Source organism: Limnohabitans sp., from assembly GCF_031539175.1.
In the GTDB taxonomy this organism is placed as follows: domain Bacteria; phylum Pseudomonadota; class Gammaproteobacteria; order Burkholderiales; family Burkholderiaceae_C; genus Limnohabitans.
Genome location: NZ_JAVKLQ010000007.1, coordinates 87,620 through 111,067 on the forward strand (window position 1 = coordinate 87,620; position 23,448 = coordinate 111,067).

The window sequence follows — 23,448 nt, forward strand, 5'->3', positions numbered from 1 at the left end:
TCGGTGCTTGAGTATCCTGGCGCGAGAGTCGCACTTTCCACTCCGTATAGTGTTTGTGAATTCTTCAGCCAGAGGTGATGTTCTTTGGGATCCAAGATGTGCTTGGTCGAACAATCAACTGACCATCGCCGTAGGGCATACCCAACCAGTGGGGCTCGCATTTCTAGCGACAGCACGCCGTTGTTCATTCTGAAATCTGCTTCAATTGCTTTAGGATGGGTAATGCCAGGATGTGGGACCAGTTCAATATGAACAATCCGCGCCCACTGCACATCTGATTCGATCTGTTCTTCGACTGGTATGGGCTGGTCAATGGCCTCGGACACAACCAGCGTCTCGTCTGACGGCACGACCTACACAAAGATGGGTTCTACCACCGTCGGGTCAGATGGGTCTGTTTTTACCCAGATGGGCAGCTTTAGTACTGATGGCAGCACTCGCATGGGAAGTACAGCCACCGGAATTGGCGCTGTTTTCAACACCCCGAGCGACGACTTTGGGATCGGCTTAAAAAAATCCAGGAATGACTTTGACGATTTTTAAGGTACCTGAACTTCATGCAGATTGAAATCGTCATTGGCAACATCGTCCAGCAGCCGGATGTTGATGCCCTGGTTAATTCGGCCAATGCCAATCTTCGCTTTGGATCAGGCGTTGCCGGTGCAATTCATACTGCAGCTGGGCCAGAACTAGAGCAATACTGCCGTCGCCATTCGCCGATTGCGCTGGGTGAGGCGGTTGTGACCCCTGGTTTTGAATTGCCAAACGCTTTTGTAATTCACGCTAGGGCAGCCAGCTTCATCAATGACGACCACCCCGAGAAATACCTCGACCTTGCAGTTGCTCAGACTCTCCGTGTGGCCAAAGAAGCAGGTATCAAATCAATGGCCATGCCCGCAATGGGAACTGGCGTTTTCAAGTTCCCACCAGAGTTGTCTGCTGAAATCATCATCAATGGCCTACTGAGTCGAAGTGAGGACCACCCAGAGATCCATTTGGTTCGAATTTGCGTTGGCACTCAAGAAATGAAGGCGACCTTTACGTCAATCCTCAAATCGTCACCCAAGGGAAACTCGTGCCTCTCTATGGTGGACAAGTGATGCATATCAGTTAAAAGGTTTAAAAAATCAGCGGTAATTTTTAGAATCAAAGTCTATGTCTTGGCGCTCTAAAAAGGATATTTATTCATGGCGAAATCAGTCACTGTTGGATCGCTGACATTTAAGACTCAATCAAGTGCTCTTGAGCACTTCAAGAAAATTCTGCACGCATATTCAGATGGCGATCGGATAAGTGATGTATCTCATCACACAGATTTGGTTAGCCTTATAGATCGCTACGACCCCGTTCTTGAAGCCGTTGGAGAACCACTCAAAGGTAATGGCTTAATTGATCACTTTGAGCGTCGTTTAAATACTGGAACAGGCTGGAGTAGTTCTGGATTTTGGGTCGTTCGTAATGATGGAAGCGAAACAGATTTTTCTTACATTGATGCAGTGAAAGGAAAGCCCAAAGGGATATCCAAGCCAAGTTGACCCATCCACCCGACCCTTCCGACGAGATCGCTCAAATCAGCACACCCCATCACCCGAAGGCGTTGGCCACCACGCACCTTCAAGTTGAAAAAGCGCCTGAACGCATTCTCGATTTGCATGACGAGGCGCGTGATTGGAACGTCATTTGCATCAGTTCAACCGTCGCCATCATTTGCTTCACTTGTGCGATGTCTGTGCGCATTGTTCTGGGCTAATCGGATGACCTCACTCAACACACGATCATGTCTGCCATGTACCGCTTGCTGTGAAGGTTAGTTAGATGTTCAAGGACCTGTGGCCCATGCGAAGTTAGGCGTGCCTTGCCAACACTGCACGAGCGAGGGTTGCAACATTTATGCATCGAGGCCCACTCAACCGTGTCGAGATTTTGCTTGCGCTTGGCGTCAGCCACATACGCCGTTGCCTGACGAGATGCGTCCCGACCTCTGTGGTGCCATTGTGATGTTTGACCATTTGACGTGGTTGGGTGACGGCGTCATCCTTGCTGTGGCAACAGGAGCTCAAATGCCACATGCCACCTTTCAATGGCTGCAGGGCTTGGCAGCGATTTTGCAAAAAAATTTGGTGACTGTGGAGTTTGGACAAGAAGACAATATTTATACCGGCGACTATCAGCTGCGCATGACAGGACCCGAGGCATTTAAGCGCGACATGGTGCAGCATTTCACGCGCATCAATGCCAAGCGATGGTTGCAGCGCAGGAAGAGTTTTTTCATGCAGGACTTGAGCAACGTGGGATGGGTGTCCATGATCGCGTAGCTTGCTTAGGGTGAGCTCGCGCGTGGCAAATCCAACGTTACGCATGCCCCGCCACTGGCCGAGTTGGCGATCGTGAGCGTGCCGCCATGCTTCTCTGCAATGGCGCGTGAGATGGCCAATCCAACCCCAAGACCGTCGGCTTTGGAGGTCACAAACGGTGTCCCCACGCGGTCCAGCAATTCAGGTGCAATACCGGGACCGGTGTCGCTGAATCGCAAAATGCAGCGGTCTTGTGTGGTTGTCAGACGCACCGTCACAAATCGTGTCGTGCTGTGTTGCATCGCTTCAATGGCATTGCGCAACACGTTGACCATAATTTGCGACAACTCAACGCGATCACCCCAGACCAAGGCGTTTGGGGCGTCTAGATCGAGCTGAAACTGCACATCGTTTGCTCGAGCCCGAATGCGCATCAGATCCGTTATATCGCGTGTCAAGCGTTGAAGATCCACCAATTTCTGGTGCGTTTGGTTGGGTTTGATGAAATTTCGTATGCGTTCAATCAAAGCGACCGCACGGTTCGAACTGTTTTGAATCTCTTCTAAGCTGTGCGCTAACTCCGCTGCATTGAAATGTTGGGTCGTTAAAGCCGTTTTGGCGTTTTGCGCGTCCATCAGGATTGCCGTTAACGGTTGGCTAAGTTCATGCGCAAACGAGGCCGACATGGTGCCGAGTGCGCGTTGTCGGTCGAGGTGTGCGATTTGCGCCCCCAAGCGTTGCGCCTCCTCTTGTCTGGCGCGCAAGATGGCTGCTTGGGCGCTTTGCTGTGAGGCGCGTTCTAAAAACGTGCCGACAAAGGCAAAATTGCCAAGCACTGAGGTCACTATGCCCATAAAGACGGTCAGGACGCTGTCAAAGCCTGAGACCGTCGCGCCCGCAGGTGCGAAGCCTAAGGTGACGCGCAAAAAGCGAAGACCGATGATGCAAGCGGCAATGAAGTACACAGCAGCCAGCCAATTGGCGCTGCGTATGTGTTGGGTTCGGGCAATCTGAAACGAGAGTCGGTGGATGTAGGCAAAAAGCCCCACCAAGATACATGCGGACCACAGAAACCTCATCATGTGGTTTTCTGCCACGAGGTTCCAATATTCAAACACGAGGATGGCGACCAAAAGCCCGGCCAACACGGTGCCCAATCGCCAAGGGCGTTGGAGTTGCATGCGCAATGCCAAGATGGGCAAGATGTTGGCGATCCACAGCAAATAGTTAGCAACGGAATGGGTCAACCAATCGGGGCCGCTGCCGCGAATGGCAAAAAAGAAGCACGACAGACTAAAAATTAGCCCGCCGCTGCACCACAAGGCGGCCGCTGTAGAGCGCTGACTCGACAGCACCATCCACGCGGTGGCGGGGAGTAATACATAGAGAAATCCAGTGACTAAATAAATGGTTTGTATGTCGTAGTAGGTCATGCCGTCATGTTGCGTCAGGTGGCTATATTAAAAATATCAATTTAGCAGAATTGATGAATCGCACCTTGAGTCGCCACTCGCCGAATTCGAAGCTGCTCGCCATGCCGATGTTCCCCATTGTTGGATACAAAAAAATGGTGAAAACCCTGTGAATGGCGATTTTTAGCTGGAAATCGACGGTTGATGTATACAATTTTAGATATGCATACCCATGTCTCCCTCGCTGCTACTGCGTCTGAAGGTTCGGACGAGGGCGGTTCACAAACTGTCAAAGTTCAACTTAAATTGCGAGAAATGATTTTCGCAGGTGAGTTGGAAGCCGGTGCGCGCATCACCGAATTGTCCATGGTCGAGCGGCTGGGTGTGTCGCGCACGCCCATTCGCGCGGCCTTGATTCGTTTGGAACAAGAAGGCCTGCTGCAGCAGTTGTCGAGCGGTGGTTTTGGCGTTCGCACTTTTTTGGAAAGCGATGTGGCGGATGCCATTGAGTTGCGGGGAACCGTGGAAGGCTTGGCGGTGCGTTTGGCTGCGGAGCGTGGCGTTTCAGCCGCACTGTTGGCCCAAGCAGCGCAATGCTTGGACGACATCGATGGGCTGCTGCAAGCGCTCACGCTCGATGACGAGGCTTTCTCAAGTTATGTCCGTCTGAATGCCCAATTTCATGGTTTGCTGGGCCAACTTTCTGGCTCGCCGATGCTGCAGCGCGAGCTGGCGCGCGTGGGCAGTTTGCCTTTTGCGTCCCCCTCGGGCTTTGTGGTGGTGCAGGCCAACACGCCCCAAGCCCGTGACATGTTGGTGGTCGCGCAAGACCAGCACCGCCAAGTGCTCGATGCGGTGATGCGCCGCGAAGGTGCTCGAGCCGAAGCCATCATGCGTGAGCACTCGCGGTTGGCGCAGCGCAATTTACGTGAGGCGGTGCACCGACCTGATTTGAAAAGCAACGCCATCATGGGCATGCGTTTGATTCGCCCCAATTGAGTTTCAGATTTTTCGATTCATTCAAAGGAGACAGTTCATGCAAAAACGTTTTTTCCTCAGCGCTATCGCGCTTGGTCTGTTGGCTGCTCATGCAGGCTCGGCCTTGGCCCAAGATAAATTCAAGATCGGTTTGATCTTGCCCATGACCGGCCCCTTCGCCTCCACCGGCAAACAAATTGAAGCAGCAGCCCGCTTGTACATGGCACAAAACGGTGACACCGTCGGCGGCAAAAAAGTCGAGTTGATCGTCAAAGACGACACCAGCGCCCCTGATGTGACCAAGCGCATCGCCCAAGAGTTGGTGGTGAACGACAAGGTCAACGTGTTGGCAGGTTTTGGTTTGACGCCGCTGGCTTTGGCCACTGCGCCTTTAGCCACGCAATCTAAAACGCCGATGGTGGTGATGGCCGCGGCCACTTCCAGCATCACGCAAGCCTCGCCTTATGTGGTGCGCACCAGCTTCACGCTGCCCCAAGCCGCGGTGGCCATGGCCGATTGGGCGCCTAACAACGGCATCAAGAAAGTGGTGACCTTGGTGTCCGACTACGGCCCTGGCATTGATGCTGAAAAGTTTTTCAAAGACCGAATGCTCTTCAACGGCGGCCAAGTGTTGGACACCCTGCGCGTGCCCATGCGCAACCCCGACTTCGCCCCGTTCTTGCAAAAAGTGCGTGACCTGAAGCCCGACGCTTTGTTCGTCTTCGTGCCTTCGGGCGCAGGTGCGGCGTTGATGAAGCAATTTGCCGAGCGCGGCATGGACAAAGTCGGTATCAAGTTGATCGGCACAGGCGACATCACCGATGACGATATTTTGAACAGCATGGGCGATGTGGCCAATGGTGTTGTGACGTCTCACCACTACTCGGCTTCACACAACTCCCCCCTCAACAAGAAGTTTGTGGCCGCGTTTGAAAAAGCCAACGCGGGCTTGCGCCCCAACTTCATGGCGGTGGGCGGTTACGACGGCATGCGCGTGATTTACGAAGCCGCCAAGACCACCAAGGGGGGCAATGGTGAGGCTTTGCTCAACGCCATGAAAGGCCAGTTGTTTGAAAGCCCACGCGGCTCCATGTTCATCGATGCGCAAACGCGTGATGTGGTGCACAACATCTACATCCGCAAGGTGGAGAAGGTGGGCGGTCAGCTCTACAACCAAGAGTTCAGCACCATTGCTGACGTCAAAGACCCAGGCAAGACCAAGTAATGCTCACTCTGTTGTTTGACGGTGTCGCGTACGGCATGCTGCTGTTTATTCTGGCAGTGGGCTTGTGCGTGACCATGGGGTTGATGAACTTCATCAACCTCGCGCATGGCGCGTTTGCCATGCTGGGTGGCTACGTCACCGTGGCGCTGATGCAGCGTCACGGCGTGCCGTTTTTGGTGTGTTTACCGTTGGCCTTTTTGGCCTCGGCCGCCGTCGGTGTGGTGCTGGAGCGCACGCTGTACCGGCCCATGTACAAAAAGCCGCACTTGGATCAAGTGTTGTTTTCAATTGGCTTGGCCTTCATGGCTGTGGCCTCGGCGGACTATCTGATGGGCTCGCAGCAGCAAATCATGCAGCTGCCCGATTGGCTGCGCGGGCGCACCGAGTTGTTTGCCGACACGCCGTTTGTGTTGGGCATGGGCCACTACCGCTTGTTCATCATCGCGGTGTGCGCGGCGTTGACGGTGGGCTTGCAATATGTGTTGTCGGCCACGCGTTTTGGCAGCCGTTTGCGCGCCAGTGTGGACGACCCGCGTGCTGCGTCGGGCTTAGGGATTAACGTGAACGTGGTGTTTGCCGCGACGTTTGCCGTGGGTTCTGGCTTGGCAGGTTTGGGCGGCGCATTGGGCGCTGAGGTGCTGGGCTTGGACCCGACCTTTCCTTTGAAATTCATGGTGTACTTTTTGATTGTGGTCGCCGTGGGCGGCACCACCTCCATCACGGGGCCCTTGCTCGCCGCTTTGCTGCTGGGCATTGCCGATGTGGCGGGCAAGTACTACATCCCTAAATTGGGCGCATTCATTGTGTACGCCCTGATGATTGCGATTTTGATTTGGCGTCCGCAAGGCCTCTTCGTTCGCCAAGGAGGCAAGTCATGAACGCACACACTTCCTTGTTGCGTGCAGCCCGTTGGCAGCCTTTGGAGCTGGTGTTTTGGGTGCTGGCGTTTGCTTCGCCTTGGGGGCTGGCGCAGCACGCACTCATCATCAACGAGATCGCCATCGTGGCTTTGTTCGCGGTGTCGCTGGACTTGGTGCTGGGTTACACCGGCATCGTGTCTTTGGGGCATGCCGCGTTTTTGGGGTTTGGTTCGTATTCGGCCGCTCTGTTTGCCAAGCACATCCATCCCGACCCTGTGTTGGGCTTGATGGTGGGCATGGGCGCAGCCACTTTGCTGGGCGCGTTGTGTTCACTGACCATCATGCGTGGCAGCGATTTGACGCGCTTGATGGTGACCTTGGGCACTGCGCTCATCTTGCTGGAGTTGGCCAACAAGTTCAGCGACTTGACAGGCGGCGCCGATGGTTTGCAAGGCGTCATCATGGGGCCGTTGCTCGGGCAGTTTGAGTTTGATCTGATGGGCCAGACTTCGGCGTGGTACTCCTTGGTGGTGCTCTTGGTGTTGTTTGTGCTGGCGCGCCGTTTGGTGCATGCGCCTTTGGGCGCGACGCTCAAGGCCGTGCGCGACAACCGCTTACGTGCGATGGCCATTGGCATTCCTGTGACAGCCCGTTTGGCCGTGGTTTACACCGTGGCGGCAGGTATCGCGGGTGCTGCTGGCGCCTTGATGGCGCAGACCACAGGCTTTGCATCACTCGATGTCTTTGCCATGGATCGATCCGCCGATGTGATGCTGATGCTCGCCATTGGTGGTGTGGGTTGGTTGTATGGCGGCATCGCGGGTGCGGTGGCGTTCAAGCTGATGTACGACGTGATTGCCAGCATCACCCCACAATATTGGACGTTTTGGATGGGACTGTTCTTGGTGGTGCTGGTCTTGGTCGGGCGCGAGCGCTTGATTCGCCCTTGGACTTGGTTTTCTGCTGCGCGCAAAGAGGGGCAGTCATGAGCGCGAAGCCATCAATGAAACATAGCGAAACCGAAAACACCAGCGCCAACCTCCGTGGTTATGCCTTGCAAACGCAAGGCTTGGTGAAACGCTTTGGTGGCATCACCGCCACCGACCACGTCAACCTCAACATTGCACACGGTGCGCGTCACGCACTGATTGGCCCCAACGGCGCCGGTAAAACCACGCTCATCAACTTGATGACGGGCGTGTTGCCCGCGACCGAAGGCCGCATTGTGTTGCAGGGCGAAGACATTTCTGGCTTGGCCCCGCACCAACGTGTGCGTCGCGGCATGGTGCGCACGTTTCAAATCAACCAGTTGTTCAACTCGCTGACGCCGTTGGAAACCTTGGCCATGGTGGTCACGCAGCACCGCGGCGAGGGCGCCCGTTGGTGGCAACCGCTGGGGCACAGCGTGGCCATCACCGAGCGGGCTGAAGCATTGCTGGAACAGTTTCACCTCACCGACGTGATGCAACAGCGCACCGAGCATCTGGCCTATGGCAAGCGCCGGTTGTTGGAAATGGCGATTGCTTTGGCTTGCGAGCCACGCGTGTTGTTGTTGGACGAGCCTGTGGCGGGCGTGCCTGCGGGTGAGCGCGATGAGTTGCTGCAAACCGTGGCGGCCTTGCCCAGCGATGTGTCCATCGTGCTGATTGAGCACGACATGGACTTGGTGTTCAACTTTGCCGACCGCATCACCGTGTTGGTCAACGGTGCGGTGTTGACCGAGGGCACACCGCAAGAGATTGCGCATGACCCGCAAGTCAAAGCCGTGTATTTGGGGACCAGCCATGACTAATGCCACAGAACTTTTGCGCATCGACTGCTTGAGCGCAGGCTATGGCGAAGCCGTGGTGTTGCACGACATTTCTCTCCGTGTGAACGAAGGCGAAACCTTGGCTTTGCTGGGCCGCAACGGCACCGGTAAAACCACGCTGATGGACACCTTGGTGGGCGTGACCACGCAGCACGGCGGCAGCATCCAGTTGGCAGGCGTGCCCTTGCAGCGCATGGCGCCACACGAGCGTGCCGCAGCGGGCATTGGCTGGGTGCCACAAGAGCGCAATATTTTCAAGTCGCTCACCGTGCATGAAAACCTCACGGCCGTGGCTCGGGATGCGCGCGATACCAAGCACCGTGCTTGGACACCTGAGCGTGTGTACGAGTTGTTCCCCCGTTTGGCTGAACGTCAAGACAACTTGGGCACCCAACTCTCGGGTGGCGAGCAGCAAATGCTGGCTGTGGGGCGCGCCTTGGTGCTGAACCCCCGCTTGTTGCTGTTGGACGAGCCTTTGGAGGGGTTGGCGCCCATCATCGTGGAGGAGTTGTTGCGCGCGATTGCACGCATCACCCGCGAAGAGGGCTTGAGCGCCATCATCGTTGAACAGCATCCGCAAGCGATTTTGAAAATCAGCCATCAAGCGGTGGTGCTTGACCACGGCACGGTGGTGCACAGCGGCAGCGCACAAGCGTTGTTGGATCAGCCTGAGCTGTTGGACCGCCTGTTGGGTGTGGCCCGCGTCGATTGAACATCGAGAAAGAGAGCACGTATGTTTTTGAAAAACACTTGGTATGTCGCCGCCACGTCGGCGGAGGTGCAAATCAAACCCTTGGGTCGCACGGTGTGCGGTGAGTCCATGGTGTTCTACCGTGGCGAGGGCGGCAAGGTGTCGGCACTCGAAGACTTTTGTCCGCACCGAGGTGCGCCCTTGTCCTTGGGCAAGGTGTGCAACGGCAAGTTGGTGTGTGGCTACCACGGCTTAGAAATGGGTTGCGATGGCAAAACGGTCGCCATGCCTGGTCAACGTGTGCGCGGCTTTCCGGCCATTCGCAGCTTTGCGGTGGTGGAGCGTTATGGCTTCATTTGGGTATGGCCAGGCGACGTGGCCTTGGCCGATGAGGCCAAGATGCCCATGTTTGAGTTCTTCGACAACCCTGCATGGTCGTATGGCGGTGGGCTGTATCACATTCAGTGCAATTACCAACTGATGATCGACAACCTGATGGACTTGACGCACGAAACCTATGTTCACGCCACCAGCATTGGGCAGAAGGAAATTGACGAAGTGCCTTGCACCACCAAGGTGGAGGGCGACCACGTCATCACCAGCCGTTTCATGGAGAACATTTCTGCGCCACCGTTTTGGCAAATGGCACTGCGCAGCAACAACTTGGCCGATGACGTGCCCGTGGACCGCTGGCAAATTTGCCACTTCACGCCACCCAGCCACGTGATGATTGAAGTGGGCGTGGCCCATGCGGGCAGAGGCGGTTACAACGCGCCACAAGAACACAAAGCGTCGAGCGTGGTGGTGGACTTCATCACGCCAGAAACTGATACGTCGATTCTTTATTTCTGGGGCATGGCGCGCCAATTTCAGCCTGAAAACGCTGAATTGACTGCCAAAATTCGCGAAGGCCAAGGCAAGATCTTTGCCGAAGATTTAGACATGCTCGAGTCGCAGCAACGCAACTTGAGCAAGTACCCTGAGCGCAATTTGCTGATGCTCAACATCGATGCAGGTGGCGTGCAATCGCGCCGCGTGATTGACCGCCTTTTGGCCCAAGAAAACAACGGAGCAACCGCATGAGCGATAACTTAAATGGCGGCATCGACACGCCCGTGGGCAGCGATGGCGTGTTCATCCTTGAACTGGTGAAGTCAGGCCAACGCCTGCAAGTGGGCGCCGATCAAACGGCCTTGCAAGTGCTCGAGGCTGCGGGACTGGATGTGCCCATGTCGTGCGGCCAAGGCATTTGCGGCACATGCTTGACGCCCGTGGTGGGCGGTGTGCCGGATCACCGCGACATGTACTTGAGCGGCGAAGAGCAAGATGCCAACGACCAGTTCACACCCTGCTGCTCGCGCAGCAAAACGGCGGTACTGAGGCTCGATCTCTGACCTAACGGGGTGTCGCCTGGGGGCTTGGGTTTCTTCGGTAAAAATAGCCCGATGAATCTCCCCTCACGTTTCGTCAACACGGCCTTGTTGTCCCATGTGTTCAAGTGCACGGCCTTGGCGATCGTGGTGGCGGTGTTGGCAGGCTCCGCGTCTGCCTTTTTCTTGTTTGCGCTGGACTGGGCTACCCGCACCCGCGAGGCCAACTGCTGGCTGCTGTGGGGCTTGCCATTTGCAGGCTTTGCGGTGGGCTGGGTGTATCTGACGTTGGGCCGTCAGGTCGAGGCGGGCAACAACCTGTTGATCGACGAGATCCACGACCCTCAAAGCGTGGTGCCCTTGCGCATGGCACCTTTGGTGCTGGCGGGGACGGTGATCTCGCATCTGTTTGGCGCCTCGATCGGGCGCGAAGGTACAGCCGTGCAAATGGGCGGCGCCTTGGCAGACCAGCTCACGCACTTTTTCAAACTCAAACACGAAGACCGTCGCATGGTGTTGATGGCCGGTATCAGCGCCGGCTTTGCTTCGGTGTTTGGCACCCCGCTGGCAGGCGCTGTGTTTGCCTTGGAAGTTTTGGCAACAGGGCGCATGCGTTACGAAGCTTTGTTGTCCTGCGTCGTCGCCGCTGTGGTGGCCGATCAAGTGGGCTTGTGGTGGGGCGTGCAACACACGGCGTATGCCGTGGGACAGGTGCCGCACATCACCACATGGTTGTTGCTAGCCATGGCCATGGCTGGCGTCGTGTTTGGTTTGACAGCTCGCACCTTTGCCGTGAGCACGCATGCGCTCAGTGCTTGGATGAAGCAGCGCATCGCCTACGCGCCCTTGCGTCCACTTTTGGGCGGCGGGGTGGTGGCAGGCTTGGTGCTGATATTTCACGCAGATCGGTACATCGGATTGGGCATTCCTGTGATCGTGGAGGCGTTCACCCAACCGCTGCCTGCGACAGACTTTGCGGGCAAGATGGTGTTCACCATCGCCTCGTTGGGTGCAGGCTTCAAAGGCGGCGAGGTCACGCCCTTGTTCTACATCGGGGCCACCTTGGGCAATGCATTGGCGCCTGTGCTGCATGTGCCATTTGCACTGCTGGCTGCGGTGGGTTTTGTGGCGGTATTTGCGGGCGCCGCCAACACGCCACTGGCATCGACTTTCATGGCCATGGAATTGTTCGGGGCCGACGTGGGCGTTTTTGCGGCGCTTGCGTGCACGACCAGTTACTGGTGTTCGGGTCATACGGGTATCTACCGAGCACAGTACAAAGGCCATGTGAAACCGTCTAAAAGCTAGGGTTTACGCCAGTCTCTGACGTGACTGGCGCGTATTTCTACGTATCAGCACCTCGGACTTGGATTGTCTAAGACGCTCAAAATAGCGCCTGTATTTTTTTCCGAATCCATTCCATATTTATCTGAGGAGACACCATGATTCGTACCCTTAAATTGACAGCCATTGCGTCGTTGATGTTTGCTGCTGGCTTGGCCACGGCCGCTGACACCATCAAAATCGGCGTGACCGGTCCTTACACCGGCGGTTCATCGTCCATGGGCGTGAGCATGCGCGATGGTGTGCGCTTGGCTGCACAAGAGATCAACAAAGCCGGTGGCGTGTTGGGCAAGCAGATCCAATTGATCGAGCGTGACGACGAAGCCAAAAACGAGCGCGGTGTGCAGATCGCCCAAGAGCTGATCAACAAAGAGCAAGTCGTGGCGACCATGGGTTTCATCAACACCGGTGTGGCTTTGGCTTCTCAGCGTTTCTACCAAGAAGCCAAGATCCCTGTGTTCAACAACGTGGCCACTGGGTCGATCGTGACGCAGCAGTTCAAGGCCCCTGAGTTCCCAGACAACTACATCTTCCGCAATGCTGCGCATGACAGCATTCAAGCGCCGATGATTGTGGAAGAAGCGATCACACGTCGCGGCTTCAAGAAAGTGGCCATCTTGGCTGACTCCACCAACTACGGTCAATTGGGTCGTGAAGACTTGGAAAAAGCACTGACCGCCAAAGGTGTGAAGGCTGTGGCCGTTGAGAAATTCAACATCAAAGACGTGGATATGACTGCCCAGTTGCTCAAGGCCAAAGAAGCCGGCGCTGAAGCGATCCTGACTTACGCGATTGGCCCTGAGTTGGCACAAATCGCCAACGGCATGACCAAGCTGGGTTGGAAAGTTCCGATGATCGGCAGCTGGACGTTGTCCATGGCCAACTTCATCGACAACGCAGGCCCTGGTGGTGAAGGTGCGCGCATGCCACAAACCTTCATTCAAGAGCCCAACACCATGAAGCGCAAAGCCTTCATCGACAGCTACTTGAAGACCTTCAAGCCCAAGAACAACCGTATCGACTCGCCTGTGTCTGCCGCTCAAGGTTACGACTCGGTGTATTTGTTGACTGCTGCCATCAAGCAAGCGGGCACCACAGAAGGTCCTAAGGTTCGCGAAGCCTTGGAAAACCTGCAAGCCAAAGTGGAAGGCGTTGTGACGACTTACGACAAGCCGTTCACCCACGACGACCACGAAGCCATCACCGCCAACATTCCCGTGTTCGGTGAAGTCAAGGGCAGCAAAGTGGTGTACGCCTATGAAGAAGATGCCAAGAAGGGTTCTGACATCCGTCAAAAAGCTGCCAAGCAACCCGCTAAGTCATCCGCTAAGCAAGAACCTGCCAAGAAGTAATTTCTAGGCTCCGAGCGAGCGCCGTATCTGCTGATTCATGTTTGGCTGATACGGTGCTTTTTTTATCTTCAAAATTTTTTAAACCAGAGCGCACTTATGGAAATTCTGCTGCAACTTATCTACAGTGGCATAGCGCTGGGCATGATTTACGCGGTCATCGCGTTTGGCTACCAGTTGACCTTCGCCACCTCCGACACCCTGAACTTTGGTCAAGGCGAGGCCTTGATGTTGGGCGCCTTGGTCGGTTTGACCTTGGTCGATACCTTGGGTGTCAATTACTGGCTGGCATTGCCTGTCGTGGGCCTGTTTGGTCTTCTGCAAGGTGCCTTGGTCGAGCGCATTGGCGTTCGTCCCGCGATCAAAATTAAAAGCGAATTTGGTTGGATTATGTCCACCATTGCGCTGGGTATTATTTTCAAGAACGTGGCCGAAAACATTTGGGGCCGCGATGACTTGAAGTTCCCTTCACCTTTGCCAGAAGCACCCATGAAAGTCTTGGGTGCCAACGTGCTGCCCATGGAGTTGTTGGTCATCGCCGGTGCGTTGGTGATGATGCTGGCTGTTGAGTTCTTCAACCGCAAGACCATTTACGGCAAAGCCGTGGTCGCGACTTTCAACGACCGTGATGCCGCCAAATTGATGGGCATCAACACCGGTTTGGTGATCACCTTCTCTTACGCCTTGTCGTCACTCACCGCTTCGTTTGCGGGTGTGTTGATCGCGCCGTTGACCTTGACTGGCGCCACCATGGGTGCGGTGCTCGGCTTGAAAGCCTTTGCGGTCGCCATCATCGGTGGTTTGACCAGCGGCATGGGCATCATCGTAGGCGGCATCATTTTGGGTGTCGCTGAAACCACCACAGGTTTTTACATTTCCACCGGCTACAAAGATGTGCCCGGCTTGGTCTTGTTGCTCTTGGTCTTGGCTGTGAAACCTGCCGGACTGTTTGGTAAATCTGCGATCAAGAAAGTTTGACCATGAATCGCAAATACGTTTTTGCTTCCGTGATTGCCTTTGTGCTGCTGGCCTTGGTGCCCGTGTTCACGCACAACCCTTACTACATCCACTTGGTCGAGACCATCATGATCTACGCGATCTTGTTGTTCGGCTTGGACATCGTGGTGGGCTACACCGGTCAAGTGTCTTTGGGCCATGCTGGTTTGTTTGGCATCGGCGCCTACACCGCGGGTGTGTTGTTTCTTAAACTCGGCGCGCCGTTTTGGGTGATCGTGCCTGCCAGCATTGCTGTGACCGCTGTGTTCGGCGCGTTGCTGGCTTTGCCTGCGCTGCGCGTGTCGGGCCCGTATTTGGCGATGGTGACCATGGCGTTTGGCACCATCATCCAAATCTTGATCAACGAAATGACCTTCCTCACCGAAGGCCCCATGGGTTTGAAAATTCCAAAGCCCACGGTCGCTGGCTACAAGTTTGACGAGCAGTCGTTTTACTGGGTGGTCACGGCTTTGTTGGCGTTGTCGCTGTTGGTTGTGCACCGCGTGTTGCGCTCGCAATTGGGCCGTGCCTTTGAAGCCCTGCGCGGCAGCCCCGTGGCATCTGACTGTATGGGCGTGTCGGTTTACAAATACAAGGTGTATGCCTTCGTGATCAGCGCAGGCTTTGCGGGCTTGGCGGGTTGCTTGTATGCGTACTCTGAGCAATACATCTCCCCCAACACGTACAACAACGAACTGACCGTGATGTTCTTGTTGGCCGTCATCATGGGTGGTCGTAAAACACGCATGGGTTCCATGTTGGGTGCCACCATCATTGTGTTGCTGCCTAAGCTGCTCGATGACTTGGAAATGTTCCGCATGGTCGCCAGCGTGTTGGCGGTATTGATGTTGATCGGTGCCATCATCGGCGTGGCTCGCAAGATGACCACCGTACAAACCATGGCGGTGCCTGTGGTGGGCACGGCAGCTTTGGCCATGTTTGCTTTCTGGTTGGAGAGCATCACCGATTGGCGTCTGTCTATCTTCGGTTTGATGATCTTGTTTGTGGTGTATTACCTCCAAGACGGCATCGTGGGCTTTGTGCGCAGCTTGTTGTCGCACCGTTCGCGTGGTGCACAGACGTCGCATGTTGCGCATGCTGTCGACAGCAGCGCTGACCCGATCATTCGCGCTGCGAAAAACGGTGGCGACGATGTGTTGGTGGCCAAAGAGGTGCTGATGCAATTCGGCGGCTTGAAGGCGATCAACCAAGTGGATTTGCGCATCAAGCGCGGCACCATCCACGGTTTGATCGGTCCTAACGGGTCGGGTAAGAGCACGATGATGAACGTGTTGACAGGCATTTACGTGCCCACAGCCGGCAGCATTGAGTTTGAAGGCCGCTCAGTGGTGGGGCGTACCTCGTCTGACATCGCGTTGTCAGGCATCGCACGTACTTTCCAAAACGTGCAGCTCTTTGGCGAAATGACCGCCTTGCAAAACGTGCAGGTCGGTTTGCACCACACCTTCCACAGCAACTTTGTGGACGTGGCGTTGAACACCTCGCGTTATGCCCAAGAAGACAAGTCCGCCACTGCGCGTGCTGAAGGCTTGTTGGCCTTTGTGGGCTTGGCCGATTTGGCCGAAGAGCAAGCGCGCAATTTGCCTTACGGCAAGCAGCGTCTGCTTGAAATTGCCCGCGCTTTGGCACTCGATCCACAGCTGTTGTTGCTGGACGAGCCCGCTGCCGGTTTGACCGCGCCCGACATCAAAGAGTTGGTGTCCATCATTCGCAAGATCCGCGATCACGGCATCACCGTCATCTTGATCGAGCACCACATGGACATGGTGATGAGCATTTGCGACACCGTCTCGGTGCTCGACTTCGGTCAAAAGATTGCGGAAGGTCAGCCTGCTGACGTGCAAGCCAACGAGAAGGTCATCGAGGCCTACCTCGGCGGCACGGCGACTTAAGCGCACACGGAGAATTAGAGATGTTGAAGATTAAAAATCTGGAAGCCGGTTACGGCAAAGTCCATGTGCTGCATGGCATTTCGATCGACGTGCCCAAAGGCAAAGTGGTCACCTTGATTGGCTCCAACGGTGCGGGTAAAACCACCACCATGCGCGCCATCAGCGGCATGATCGCGCCCACGGCGGGCGAGATCACGCTGAACGGCGAGCGCATTGACGGCATGGAGTCGTTCACGATCGCCAAGCGCGGTCTGGCGCATTCGCCCGAAGGCCGCCGCGTGTTTGCCACCATGACGGTGACGGACAATTTGATCTTGGGTGCGTTTCCCCGTCTGACAGGCAGCCGTCCCAAAGGCGATGTGCCCGCGGACTTGGACCGTGCGATGGACTTGTTTCCCCGCCTCAAAGAGCGTCGCAACCAATTGGCCGGCACCTTGTCGGGTGGTGAGCAACAAATGTTGGCCATGGCCCGTGCCGTGATGCTCAACCCTGAAGTGGTGTTGCTGGACGAACCTTCCATGGGCTTGGCCCCAATCTTGGTCGAAGAAGTTTTCAAAATCATTGAAAACCTCAAGAGCCAAGGCGTCACCATGTTGTTGGTGGAGCAGTTTGCGGCGGCTGCCTTGAACGTGGCCGACTACGGCTACGTGATGGAGAACGGTCGCATTTCTGTGCACGGTGAAGCCAGCAGCTTGAAGAACGATCCAGCCGTGAAAGCGGCGTATTTGGGCGGGGGCCACTGAGCGTACGCTCGGTCTCCTTGCGTTAGGCTGAAGCCACAACGCCCGCCGCTTGCAAAAGCGGCGGGCGTTGGCGTTTATAGAATGCGTGTTCTGATGTTTTTGAGGTCTGTATGAACCCAGTTGCGGCTATTCTCTGTCGGTTGGCCAAGGTGGCGGTGTGGCTCGTTGTGTCTATGGGCGCGGGGCTGTCCGGTTCGGCGTGGGCGCAAACCTTCAAAATGCCTTGTGAGGTGGAGGGCACCATTCCCTCCCTGAATGACCGCAAGCTAGACACGGCCAAGGTGGTGGTGGAGATTCAGTCCATGGGCAAAAACGTGTTTTTGAAAATCAACGGACCTAAGCTGTACCAAGTGCAGGTCACCAGCTTGACCACCGAAGAGTTCGATGGCAAAAACCTCACCACGGCCAAAGAAATGGGCGCTTACAAGAAGCACCGCAAAACGGGTTTGGAGTCAGAAATTGTGTTGGAGCGGGAGCCCATCATGTTGCACGCGTTCCACGATGTCAGCTACCACGGCAAGATCACGCGTGTGCATGTGGACGGGGCCTGCACGTACGCGCCTTGAGAGGGGCGTGTGCGATCATGGGGATGTTTTTTAAGTCAGAACCAACACCAAAATCCCGTGCATTGACCGGTCACTTGCTGCACCAACAGGTCCAGCAAACTGCCGATGACCAAGACGGGCAGGACGGCATAGATGAGTACCCACACGACCACCATGAAGGTCAGGCGCGGCTCTTCCAAACGGTGGCCCATCACGGTTTCGGTTTTGCGACGCAGTCGGAGTTTGTTCAACATGGGTGTGTGGTTCACAAGGATCAAAGGATTTTAGGGGCATGATGAAGGTCACTTGGGACACGCTAGACGCTGCGTCATGGGACGCGCACCACGCCCGTGCCGCTGCCGCATTGCAGCAGGACTGGGCCTACGGCGCTTGCATGAAAGCCTTGGGCGTGGGTGTGTTGCGCGCTTATGTGGCGCAAGACGGTGCCCCCGTGGCTTTGGCTCAATTCATCGTTCGACGCTTTTTAGGCGAGTTCGCCTGCGTGGCCTTGTGCTCGTTGGGCCCCGTGTGGTTGCAGGCTTTGTCGGGGTCCGATAAGGCGGCGGTTTACAAAGCGCTGAAACGCAGCATTCCCCTCAAAAATTTGCGTTTAGTGGCGGTCACACCCGAAGAGCCGCAAGGCCCCGATCTGGGCTTGTCACGCCTGCGCCGCGTCATGACGGGGCACAGCACCGTCATGCTCGACATCACCCCCTGCATGGCCGATTTGCGAGCCCAACTCGACAAGCGCTGGCGTCACCGCTTGGGTGGCGCCGAAGCGTCTGAGCTGACCGTGCACCGTGTGGGCACCAATGCAGGCCAGTACCGCTGGTTGTTGGAGACCGAGATGCAGCAGCGTGAGCAACGCGGTTTGCACGGCTTGCCTGTGCAATTCTTCGATTTGTATGTGCCTTCGCGCAAGCAGCCGTCACAGACGATTTTGACGCTGCGCGCCGACGTGGGCCGCGATCGCGTGGCGGGCATGATGTTTTTGATTCATGGTGAAGCTGCCACCTACCAAGTGGGTTGGAACAGCGATGCGGGGCGTGATTTGCATGCCCACAACTTGATTTTGTGGCGCGGCATCGAAGAACTGCGCGAGCGGGGCGTGCGCCGCCTCGATTTGGGCGGCGTCAACACCACCCGAAGCGCCGGCATTGCGCGTTTCAAAATGAGCACGGGCGGCCAAGTGCTGACTTGTGCCGGTACTTTCATCTGATGGACGCGCGCAACAGCATGTTTGAGGTGAAAGATTTGGCGTGCAGCCGTGGCAACAAGCCTTTGTTTGAGGCGGTCAGTTTTTCTTTGAAGTCAGGGCAAGCTTTGCACCTAGAAGGCGACAACGGCGTGGGTAAAACCAGCTTGCTGCGCATGGTGTGTGGCTTGTCGCCAGCGGATGCCGGCGAAGTCCGATGGCAGGGGCAACCGGTGCAGGCCGACCCGAGCGCATTTCGCTCTGCCTTGTTTTATTTGGGCCACAACCTGTCTCTGAAAGAAGAGCTCAGCGCCCTAGAAAATTTGCAGGCCGATGCCGCGGTGGCGGGGCGCACCTTGACGCAAGAACAAGCCTTGGTGGCGTTGGCCCGCCTAGGCCTGCGCGGCCGCGAGCACTTGCCGTTGCGCGTGATGTCACAAGGCCAAAAGCGCCGCACCGCTTTGGCCCGTTTGTTGGCCAGCCAAGCCCCGCTGTGGGTGTTGGATGAGCCCTTTGTGGCGCTGGATGCCAAGGCTGTGGACGGTTTGCGCAGCGTGCTGGCAGGTCATGTGGCGCAAGGGGGCATGGTGTTGTTCACCAGCCACCAGCCCATCACCTTGCAGGGCGCTGATGGCGCACTTTTGCCGGTGCAGCGCTACCGTTTGCAGTCGGTGCCCCAGAAAGCACGTCCATGAACCGCCAAGCCTTTTTAGCCGTGCTACGCCGGGATTTGTTGCTGGCCTTGCGCCGCAAGAGCGAGGTGCTGACGGCGGTTTTTTTCTTCGTGGTGGTGGCTGCGTTGTTCCCGCTGGGCATTGGTCCGGAATTGAATACCTTGCGCCTCGTCGCACCGGGTGTGCTGTGGGTTGGCGCCTTGTTGTCGAGCATGCTGGCGCTGCAGCGCCTGTTTGAGGCCGATTACCGCGATGGCACGTTGGAGCAAATGGCCTTGTCGCCTGCCTCAATGCCCTTACTGGTTGGGGCCAAAATGCTGGCACATTGGCTGGTCGCAGGGGTGCCGTTGGTATTATTGGCCCCTGTTTTGGGCTTGCAATTTGACCTTTCGGCAGATGCGCTGCTCACCTTGACCCTGGCCTTGTTGATCGGTACACCTATTTTGTCTCTGGTGGGCGGTATTGGTGCCGCTTTGACCTTGGGTGTGCGCGGTGGCGGCGTGTTGCTGTCGTTGCTGGTGCTCCCTTTGTTTGTGCCGGTGCTGGTGTTTGGCGCTGGCGCGGTGGAGGCACAAGCCAGTGGCTTGGGTTCGCAAGCCCATTTTTCAATTTTGATGGCCATGTTGTTGCCCGCCGTGTTTTTCAGCCCTTGGGCGTGCTCGGCTGCTTTGCGCATTGCGCTGGAATAATTTTTGACATGACGACCTCCCGCACCAGCATCAACTGGTTTTATTACGCTGCACCGCAAACCTTTTATGGGTTAGCGGCCAAGCTCTGGCCTTGGTGCGCGGCATTGGGCACCTTGCTGGGCTTGGCGGGGTTGTGGCTGGGCTTTGCGGTGGCGCCCACTGACTTTCAACAAGGCGAGGGCTACCGCATCATCTTTGTGCACGTGCCGGCGTCTTGGATGTCGATGGTCATTTACTTAGCCATGGCGTTTTGGAGCGTGTTGGGTCTGACTTTCAATACCCGTTTGGCCGGCATGATGACCCGCGCTTTGGCGCCCACGGGCGCATTGTTTGCCTTCTTGTCGTTGTGGACGGGGGCGCTGTGGGGCAAGCCCATGTGGGGCGCGTGGTGGGTGTGGGATGCGCGGCTCACCTCAGAGCTGATTCTTTTCTTTTTGTATTTGGGCTACATCGCCTTGACCTCGGCCATTGACGACACCCGTCGCAGCGACCGTGCGGGCGCATTGATCGCCATCGTGGGCGCCATCAACGTGCCCATCATTTACTTTTCGGTGAAATGGTGGAACACCTTGCACCAAGGCGCGTCGGTCTCGGTCACGCAAGCCCCGAGCATGGCCCAAATCATGTTGTGGAGCATGTTGCTCATGGCCTTGGCCTTTTGGGCCTACACCGTGGCGCTGGTGCTGTACCGCGTGCGCACGCTGATTTTGCAGCGTGAAAGCCATACGGCTTGGGTGCAAGCGTTGCCCGAAGTCGCAAACACAACCGGAGCCGCAGCATGAGGTGGGACAGCTGGTCGCAGTTTTGGGCCATGGGCGGTTACGCCGTGTATGTGTGGGGCAGCGTGGGCGTGACCGCCGCATTGATGGCTTTTGAAGTTTGGCAAGCCGGTGCAGCCCGTCGCGCCGTGTTGACGCAATTGCGTGCCGAGCAAGCCGTGGCCCAGTTGCCTGTTGAGGAATTGATGTGATGAAACCCAGAACCAAACGCTTGGCATTGATCGTGGGCGGCATCGTGGTGCTGTGCGCGGCAGCGGCCTTTGTGCTGAACGCGTTCCAGAGTAATTTGGTGTTTTTCTTCACCCCCACACAAGTCAGCAACGGCGAGGCGCCCAAGGGCCGCACCTTCCGTGCCGGCGGCATGGTGAAGGAGGGCAGCTTGGTGCGTGAGGGCAACAGCGTGCGTTTTGTCATCACCGACACTGAAAAAGAAATGCAGGTCACGTTCGTGGGCTTGTTGCCCGACTTGTTCAAAGAGGGCCGTGGCGTGGTGTCGCAAGGCAAATTGGGCGATGACGGCGTGTTTGTGGCCAGCGAAGTGTTGGCCAAGCACGATGAAAACTACATGCCGCCCGAGGCCAAGCATGCGCTGGATCAGGCGGCCGCTGCCAAAGCCGCTCAGTCGGTCAAAACCAACCCGTGAGCCCCCCATGATTCCAGAGCTAGGTAATTTCGCATTGATGTTGGCCACGGTGGTGGCCTTGGTGCAGGGCGTCTTGCCCCTCACCGGTACTTTTGTCGCCAATCCACAAACCCAAATTAGTTTGCAATCGCTCGCACGTCCTGCGGCGGCCTTGCAGTTTGCATTGGTCGCTTTTGCGTTTGGCGCATTGGCCACGTCGTTTTTGAGCAATGATTTTTCGGTGCTCTACGTCTCGCAGCATTCCAACTCGTTGCTGCCCAAGCCCTACCAGTTTGCGGCCGTGTGGGGCGGCCATGAAGGCTCGCTGTTGCTGTGGGTGCTGATGCTCACGCTGTGGTCGGTGGCGGTGGCTTTGTTCTCGCGCAGCTTGCCGCTGGACATGGTGGCCCGCGTGTTGGGCGTGTTGGGCCTGATTTCAGTGGGCTTTTTGTTGTTCATCTTGACCACGTCTAATCCCTTTGAGCGTTTGCTGCCTGCGGCCATGGACGGTCGCGACTTGAACCCCTTGTTGCAAGACCCCGGTTTGGTGATTCACCCGCCCATGCTCTACATGGGCTACGTGGGCATGTCGGTGGCGTTTGCCTTCGCGGTGGCGGCCTTGTTAAGCGGTCGTTTAGACGCAGCATGGGCCCGCTGGTCGCGCCCTTGGACGGTGATTGCGTGGGCTTTTTTGACCTTTGGCATTGGCTTGGGCTCGTGGTGGGCCTATTACGAGTTGGGATGGGGCGGCTGGTGGTTCTGGGACCCTGTTGAAAACGCCTCACTCATGCCTTGGTTGGTGGCCACGGCCTTGATTCACTCGCTGATGGCGACCGAGAAGCGCGGCAGCTTCAAAGCGTGGACGGTGTTGTTGGCCATTGCGGCGTTTTCTTTGTCGTTGCTGGGCACGTTCTTGGTTCGCTCAGGCGTGCTGACGTCGGTGCATGCCTTTGCCACCGACCCCAAGCGCGGTGTGTTTGTGTTGCTGTTTTTGGCCGTGGTCGTGGGCTCGTCGCTCACGTTGTTTGCTTGGCGCGCGCCGCGTGTCACCTTGGGTGGGCGCATGGAGTTGGTGTCGCGTGAGTCGTTTTTGTTGGCCAACAGCGTGTTGCTGGTCGTGGCCACGGCGGCGGTGTTGTTGGGCACGATTTACCCGCTGGTCATTGATGCCTTGAATTTGGGCAAGTTGTCGGTGGGACCCCCGTATTTCAATGCGGTGTTTGCGCCACTGCTGGTGCCCGCTGTCTTCTTGATCATCCCCGGTTCGGTGGCGCGTTGGCGCGATGCCCAAGTGGGTGATATCGCCTACAAATTGCGCTGGACGGCGTTGGGCGCCGTCGCCTTGGGGCTGGGCTTGCCGTTTGTGTGGGGCGCTTGGACTTGGGGCGCGGCCTTAGGCCTTTTCCTCGGTGCTTGGGTGGCCTTGGGCACCTTGCAGCAAGTGCTTGAGCGTGTGCGCAAGCCTGGTCGCATTGGCGCGTCCTTCTGGGGGCAGCAAATCGCCCACTTTGGCATGGCCGTGTTGGTGGTCGGCGTGACGGGCGTGAAGTCTTATGAAGTTGAGCGCGATGTGCGCATGCATGTGAACGATGTGGTGACCATCGCGCCCTACACCTTCCGCTTGAAGTCGCTCGATGAGGTGATGGGGCCCAATTACAAAGCCACCCGCGCCGATGTGGAAGTGTTGCGAGATGGCCAGTTGCTGGAAGTGTTGCAGCCTGAGAAGCGCCGCTATTTTTCGTCGGCCATGCCGATGACCGAGGCCGCCATTGATTCGGGCTTCATGCGTGATTTGTATGTCTCGCTCGGCGAACCGCTGAACGACACGCGCACCGAGTGGAGTGTGCGTGTGTATTTCAAACCCTTTGTGCCTTGGTTGTGGGCCGGGGTGTTGCTGATGGTGTTGGGCGGCGTGTTGGCGGCGGTGGACCGTCGCTATCGCAAATAAACCGCAGGTCC

27 protein-coding genes are annotated in these 23,448 nt (G+C 56.7%); 25 read left to right on the plus strand and 2 right to left on the minus strand.

The window, feature by feature from the left end:
• The first annotated feature begins 557 nt into the window (after positions 1–557).
• The 4 genes from RMS95_RS01770 to RMS95_RS01785 all read left to right on the plus strand — a co-directional run bounded on the left by RMS95_RS01770 (position 558) and on the right by RMS95_RS01785 (position 2,315).
• Positions 558–1,100 (plus strand): macro domain-containing protein, encoded by a 543-nt coding sequence (locus tag RMS95_RS01770; RefSeq protein WP_310643045.1) that lies wholly within the window; start codon positions 558–560, stop codon positions 1,098–1,100.
• A gap of 87 nt (positions 1,101–1,187) precedes the next feature.
• Entirely contained in the window at positions 1,188–1,535 is a 348-nt protein-coding gene (locus RMS95_RS01775) for a DUF3223 domain-containing protein (RefSeq protein ID WP_310643047.1), read from the plus strand.
• Positions 1,532–1,750: a hypothetical protein gene (locus tag RMS95_RS01780; protein WP_310643048.1), complete on the plus strand. Its 219-nt coding sequence runs from the start codon at positions 1,532–1,534 to the stop codon at positions 1,748–1,750. Before RMS95_RS01775 ends, RMS95_RS01780 begins: the two co-directional genes overlap by 4 nt.
• A 217-nt stretch (positions 1,751–1,967) precedes the next feature.
• Positions 1,968–2,315 carry a hypothetical protein gene (locus RMS95_RS01785; protein ID WP_310643050.1) on the plus strand — a complete coding sequence of 116 codons (348 nt, stop codon included), beginning with the start codon at positions 1,968–1,970 and terminating at the stop codon, positions 2,313–2,315.
• A 5-nt stretch (positions 2,316–2,320) separates the two neighbouring features.
• On the opposite strand, the gene RMS95_RS01790 is transcribed toward RMS95_RS01785, so the two are convergent.
• On the minus strand, positions 2,321–3,727 hold the full coding sequence (locus RMS95_RS01790; protein WP_310643051.1) for an ATP-binding protein: 1,407 nt from the start codon (positions 3,725–3,727) through the stop codon (positions 2,321–2,323).
• Positions 3,728–3,928: 201 nt separating this feature from the next.
• Here RMS95_RS01790 and RMS95_RS01795 point away from each other — a divergent pair, with 201 nt between their 5' ends.
• The 14 genes from RMS95_RS01795 (at position 3,929) to RMS95_RS01860 (ending at position 17,551) form a co-directional block, all read left to right on the plus strand.
• Positions 3,929–4,705, plus strand: coding sequence for a GntR family transcriptional regulator (locus tag RMS95_RS01795; protein ID WP_310643053.1), 777 nt, complete (start codon positions 3,929–3,931; stop codon positions 4,703–4,705).
• 37 nt (positions 4,706–4,742) lie between these two features.
• The gene (locus RMS95_RS01800; protein ID WP_310643055.1) at positions 4,743–5,909 is read left to right on the plus strand and encodes an ABC transporter substrate-binding protein; all 1,167 of its coding nucleotides are present in this window, start codon (positions 4,743–4,745) and stop codon (positions 5,907–5,909) included.
• A complete protein-coding gene (locus tag RMS95_RS01805) occupies positions 5,909–6,787 on the plus strand; it encodes a branched-chain amino acid ABC transporter permease (RefSeq protein ID WP_310643057.1) in 879 nt (292 codons plus the stop codon). Before RMS95_RS01800 ends, RMS95_RS01805 begins: the two co-directional genes overlap by 1 nt.
• A complete protein-coding gene (locus RMS95_RS01810; protein WP_310643059.1) occupies positions 6,784–7,758 on the plus strand; it encodes a branched-chain amino acid ABC transporter permease in 975 nt (324 codons plus the stop codon). The genes RMS95_RS01805 and RMS95_RS01810 overlap by 4 nt, the downstream gene beginning before the upstream one ends.
• A gap of 14 nt (positions 7,759–7,772) precedes the next feature.
• Entirely contained in the window at positions 7,773–8,561 is a 789-nt protein-coding gene (locus RMS95_RS01815) for an ABC transporter ATP-binding protein (protein ID WP_310643061.1), read from the plus strand.
• The gene (locus tag RMS95_RS01820; RefSeq protein WP_310643063.1) at positions 8,554–9,291 is read left to right on the plus strand and encodes an ABC transporter ATP-binding protein; all 738 of its coding nucleotides are present in this window, start codon (positions 8,554–8,556) and stop codon (positions 9,289–9,291) included. The genes RMS95_RS01815 and RMS95_RS01820 overlap by 8 nt, the downstream gene beginning before the upstream one ends.
• Before the next feature lie 21 nt (positions 9,292–9,312).
• Positions 9,313–10,353 carry an aromatic ring-hydroxylating dioxygenase subunit alpha gene (locus tag RMS95_RS01825; protein WP_310643065.1) on the plus strand — a complete coding sequence of 347 codons (1,041 nt, stop codon included), beginning with the start codon at positions 9,313–9,315 and terminating at the stop codon, positions 10,351–10,353.
• Complete coding sequence (locus RMS95_RS01830) at positions 10,350–10,664, plus strand: 2Fe-2S iron-sulfur cluster binding domain-containing protein (RefSeq protein ID WP_310643067.1); 315 nt, start codon at positions 10,350–10,352, stop codon at positions 10,662–10,664. Before RMS95_RS01825 ends, RMS95_RS01830 begins: the two co-directional genes overlap by 4 nt.
• Before the next feature lie 51 nt (positions 10,665–10,715).
• Positions 10,716–11,948, plus strand: a complete 1,233-nt coding sequence (locus RMS95_RS01835; protein WP_310643069.1) for a voltage-gated chloride channel family protein — start codon at positions 10,716–10,718, stop codon at positions 11,946–11,948.
• 134 nt (positions 11,949–12,082) lie between these two features.
• Positions 12,083–13,336: an ABC transporter substrate-binding protein gene (locus RMS95_RS01840; protein ID WP_310643071.1), complete on the plus strand. Its 1,254-nt coding sequence runs from the start codon at positions 12,083–12,085 to the stop codon at positions 13,334–13,336.
• 96 nt (positions 13,337–13,432) lie between these two features.
• The gene (locus tag RMS95_RS01845; protein ID WP_310643072.1) at positions 13,433–14,311 is read left to right on the plus strand and encodes a branched-chain amino acid ABC transporter permease; all 879 of its coding nucleotides are present in this window, start codon (positions 13,433–13,435) and stop codon (positions 14,309–14,311) included.
• 2 nt (positions 14,312–14,313) lie between these two features.
• Positions 14,314–16,242, plus strand: a complete 1,929-nt coding sequence (locus RMS95_RS01850; RefSeq protein ID WP_310643074.1) for a branched-chain amino acid ABC transporter ATP-binding protein/permease — start codon at positions 14,314–14,316, stop codon at positions 16,240–16,242.
• Between the two features lie 20 nt (positions 16,243–16,262).
• Positions 16,263–16,985: an ABC transporter ATP-binding protein gene (locus RMS95_RS01855; RefSeq protein WP_310643076.1), complete on the plus strand. Its 723-nt coding sequence runs from the start codon at positions 16,263–16,265 to the stop codon at positions 16,983–16,985.
• A 110-nt stretch (positions 16,986–17,095) separates the two neighbouring features.
• A complete protein-coding gene (locus tag RMS95_RS01860) occupies positions 17,096–17,551 on the plus strand; it encodes a hypothetical protein (protein ID WP_310643078.1) in 456 nt (151 codons plus the stop codon).
• A gap of 35 nt (positions 17,552–17,586) precedes the next feature.
• Here the strand turns inward: RMS95_RS01860 and RMS95_RS01865 are convergent, their stop codons facing one another.
• Positions 17,587–17,784 (minus strand): hypothetical protein, encoded by a 198-nt coding sequence (locus tag RMS95_RS01865; RefSeq protein ID WP_310643080.1) that lies wholly within the window; start codon positions 17,782–17,784, stop codon positions 17,587–17,589.
• Between the two features lie 38 nt (positions 17,785–17,822).
• Here RMS95_RS01865 and RMS95_RS01870 point away from each other — a divergent pair, with 38 nt between their 5' ends.
• Genes RMS95_RS01870 through RMS95_RS01900 form a run of 7 tightly spaced genes read left to right on the plus strand, consistent with a single transcriptional unit; the run spans position 17,823 to position 23,437 of the window.
• Positions 17,823–18,749: a GNAT family N-acetyltransferase gene (locus RMS95_RS01870; RefSeq protein WP_310643082.1), complete on the plus strand. Its 927-nt coding sequence runs from the start codon at positions 17,823–17,825 to the stop codon at positions 18,747–18,749.
• Positions 18,749–19,420, plus strand: a complete 672-nt coding sequence (ccmA, locus tag RMS95_RS01875; protein WP_310643084.1) for a cytochrome c biogenesis heme-transporting ATPase CcmA — start codon at positions 18,749–18,751, stop codon at positions 19,418–19,420. Before RMS95_RS01870 ends, ccmA begins: the two co-directional genes overlap by 1 nt.
• Positions 19,417–20,088 (plus strand): heme exporter protein CcmB, encoded by a 672-nt coding sequence (ccmB, locus tag RMS95_RS01880; protein ID WP_104800781.1) that lies wholly within the window; start codon positions 19,417–19,419, stop codon positions 20,086–20,088. Before ccmA ends, ccmB begins: the two co-directional genes overlap by 4 nt.
• An 8-nt stretch (positions 20,089–20,096) precedes the next feature.
• On the plus strand, positions 20,097–20,870 hold the full coding sequence (gene ccmC / locus RMS95_RS01885; RefSeq protein WP_310643086.1) for a heme ABC transporter permease CcmC: 774 nt from the start codon (positions 20,097–20,099) through the stop codon (positions 20,868–20,870).
• Positions 20,867–21,058 carry a heme exporter protein CcmD gene (ccmD, locus tag RMS95_RS01890; RefSeq protein ID WP_310643087.1) on the plus strand — a complete coding sequence of 64 codons (192 nt, stop codon included), beginning with the start codon at positions 20,867–20,869 and terminating at the stop codon, positions 21,056–21,058. Before ccmC ends, ccmD begins: the two co-directional genes overlap by 4 nt.
• The gene (gene ccmE / locus RMS95_RS01895; protein WP_310643089.1) at positions 21,058–21,510 is read left to right on the plus strand and encodes a cytochrome c maturation protein CcmE; all 453 of its coding nucleotides are present in this window, start codon (positions 21,058–21,060) and stop codon (positions 21,508–21,510) included. The genes ccmD and ccmE overlap by 1 nt, the downstream gene beginning before the upstream one ends.
• A gap of 7 nt (positions 21,511–21,517) precedes the next feature.
• Complete coding sequence (locus RMS95_RS01900) at positions 21,518–23,437, plus strand: heme lyase CcmF/NrfE family subunit (RefSeq protein WP_310643091.1); 1,920 nt, start codon at positions 21,518–21,520, stop codon at positions 23,435–23,437.
• The last annotated feature ends 11 nt before the right edge of the window (positions 23,438–23,448 follow it).

Excerpts from the sequence above, each read along its gene's own strand:
- RMS95_RS01770 (WP_310643045.1), top strand. The coding sequence starts at position 558 with ATGCAGATTGAAATCGTCATTGGCAACATCGTCCAGCAGCCGGATGTT.
- RMS95_RS01775 (WP_310643047.1), top strand. The coding sequence starts at position 1,188 with ATGGCGAAATCAGTCACTGTTGGATCGCTGACATTTAAGACTCAATCA.
- RMS95_RS01785 (WP_310643050.1), top strand. The coding sequence starts at position 1,968 with ATGCGTCCCGACCTCTGTGGTGCCATTGTGATGTTTGACCATTTGACG.
- RMS95_RS01790 (WP_310643051.1), bottom strand. The coding sequence starts at position 3,727 with ATGACCTACTACGACATACAAACCATTTATTTAGTCACTGGATTTCTC.
- RMS95_RS01795 (WP_310643053.1), top strand. The coding sequence starts at position 3,929 with ATGCATACCCATGTCTCCCTCGCTGCTACTGCGTCTGAAGGTTCGGAC.
- RMS95_RS01800 (WP_310643055.1), top strand. The coding sequence starts at position 4,743 with ATGCAAAAACGTTTTTTCCTCAGCGCTATCGCGCTTGGTCTGTTGGCT.
- RMS95_RS01805 (WP_310643057.1), top strand. The coding sequence starts at position 5,909 with ATGCTCACTCTGTTGTTTGACGGTGTCGCGTACGGCATGCTGCTGTTT.
- RMS95_RS01810 (WP_310643059.1), top strand. The coding sequence starts at position 6,784 with ATGAACGCACACACTTCCTTGTTGCGTGCAGCCCGTTGGCAGCCTTTG.
- RMS95_RS01815 (WP_310643061.1), top strand. The coding sequence starts at position 7,773 with ATGAAACATAGCGAAACCGAAAACACCAGCGCCAACCTCCGTGGTTAT.
- RMS95_RS01820 (WP_310643063.1), top strand. The coding sequence starts at position 8,554 with ATGACTAATGCCACAGAACTTTTGCGCATCGACTGCTTGAGCGCAGGC.
- RMS95_RS01825 (WP_310643065.1), top strand. The coding sequence starts at position 9,313 with ATGTTTTTGAAAAACACTTGGTATGTCGCCGCCACGTCGGCGGAGGTG.
- RMS95_RS01830 (WP_310643067.1), top strand. The coding sequence starts at position 10,350 with ATGAGCGATAACTTAAATGGCGGCATCGACACGCCCGTGGGCAGCGAT.
- RMS95_RS01835 (WP_310643069.1), top strand. The coding sequence starts at position 10,716 with ATGAATCTCCCCTCACGTTTCGTCAACACGGCCTTGTTGTCCCATGTG.
- RMS95_RS01840 (WP_310643071.1), top strand. The coding sequence starts at position 12,083 with ATGATTCGTACCCTTAAATTGACAGCCATTGCGTCGTTGATGTTTGCT.
- RMS95_RS01845 (WP_310643072.1), top strand. The coding sequence starts at position 13,433 with ATGGAAATTCTGCTGCAACTTATCTACAGTGGCATAGCGCTGGGCATG.
- RMS95_RS01850 (WP_310643074.1), top strand. The coding sequence starts at position 14,314 with ATGAATCGCAAATACGTTTTTGCTTCCGTGATTGCCTTTGTGCTGCTG.
- RMS95_RS01855 (WP_310643076.1), top strand. The coding sequence starts at position 16,263 with ATGTTGAAGATTAAAAATCTGGAAGCCGGTTACGGCAAAGTCCATGTG.
- RMS95_RS01860 (WP_310643078.1), top strand. The coding sequence starts at position 17,096 with ATGAACCCAGTTGCGGCTATTCTCTGTCGGTTGGCCAAGGTGGCGGTG.
- RMS95_RS01865 (WP_310643080.1), bottom strand. The coding sequence starts at position 17,784 with ATGTTGAACAAACTCCGACTGCGTCGCAAAACCGAAACCGTGATGGGC.
- RMS95_RS01870 (WP_310643082.1), top strand. The coding sequence starts at position 17,823 with ATGATGAAGGTCACTTGGGACACGCTAGACGCTGCGTCATGGGACGCG.
- ccmA (WP_310643084.1), top strand. The coding sequence starts at position 18,749 with ATGGACGCGCGCAACAGCATGTTTGAGGTGAAAGATTTGGCGTGCAGC.
- ccmB (WP_104800781.1), top strand. The coding sequence starts at position 19,417 with ATGAACCGCCAAGCCTTTTTAGCCGTGCTACGCCGGGATTTGTTGCTG.
- ccmC (WP_310643086.1), top strand. The coding sequence starts at position 20,097 with ATGACGACCTCCCGCACCAGCATCAACTGGTTTTATTACGCTGCACCG.
- ccmD (WP_310643087.1), top strand. The coding sequence starts at position 20,867 with ATGAGGTGGGACAGCTGGTCGCAGTTTTGGGCCATGGGCGGTTACGCC.
- ccmE (WP_310643089.1), top strand. The coding sequence starts at position 21,058 with ATGAAACCCAGAACCAAACGCTTGGCATTGATCGTGGGCGGCATCGTG.
- RMS95_RS01900 (WP_310643091.1), top strand. The coding sequence starts at position 21,518 with ATGATTCCAGAGCTAGGTAATTTCGCATTGATGTTGGCCACGGTGGTG.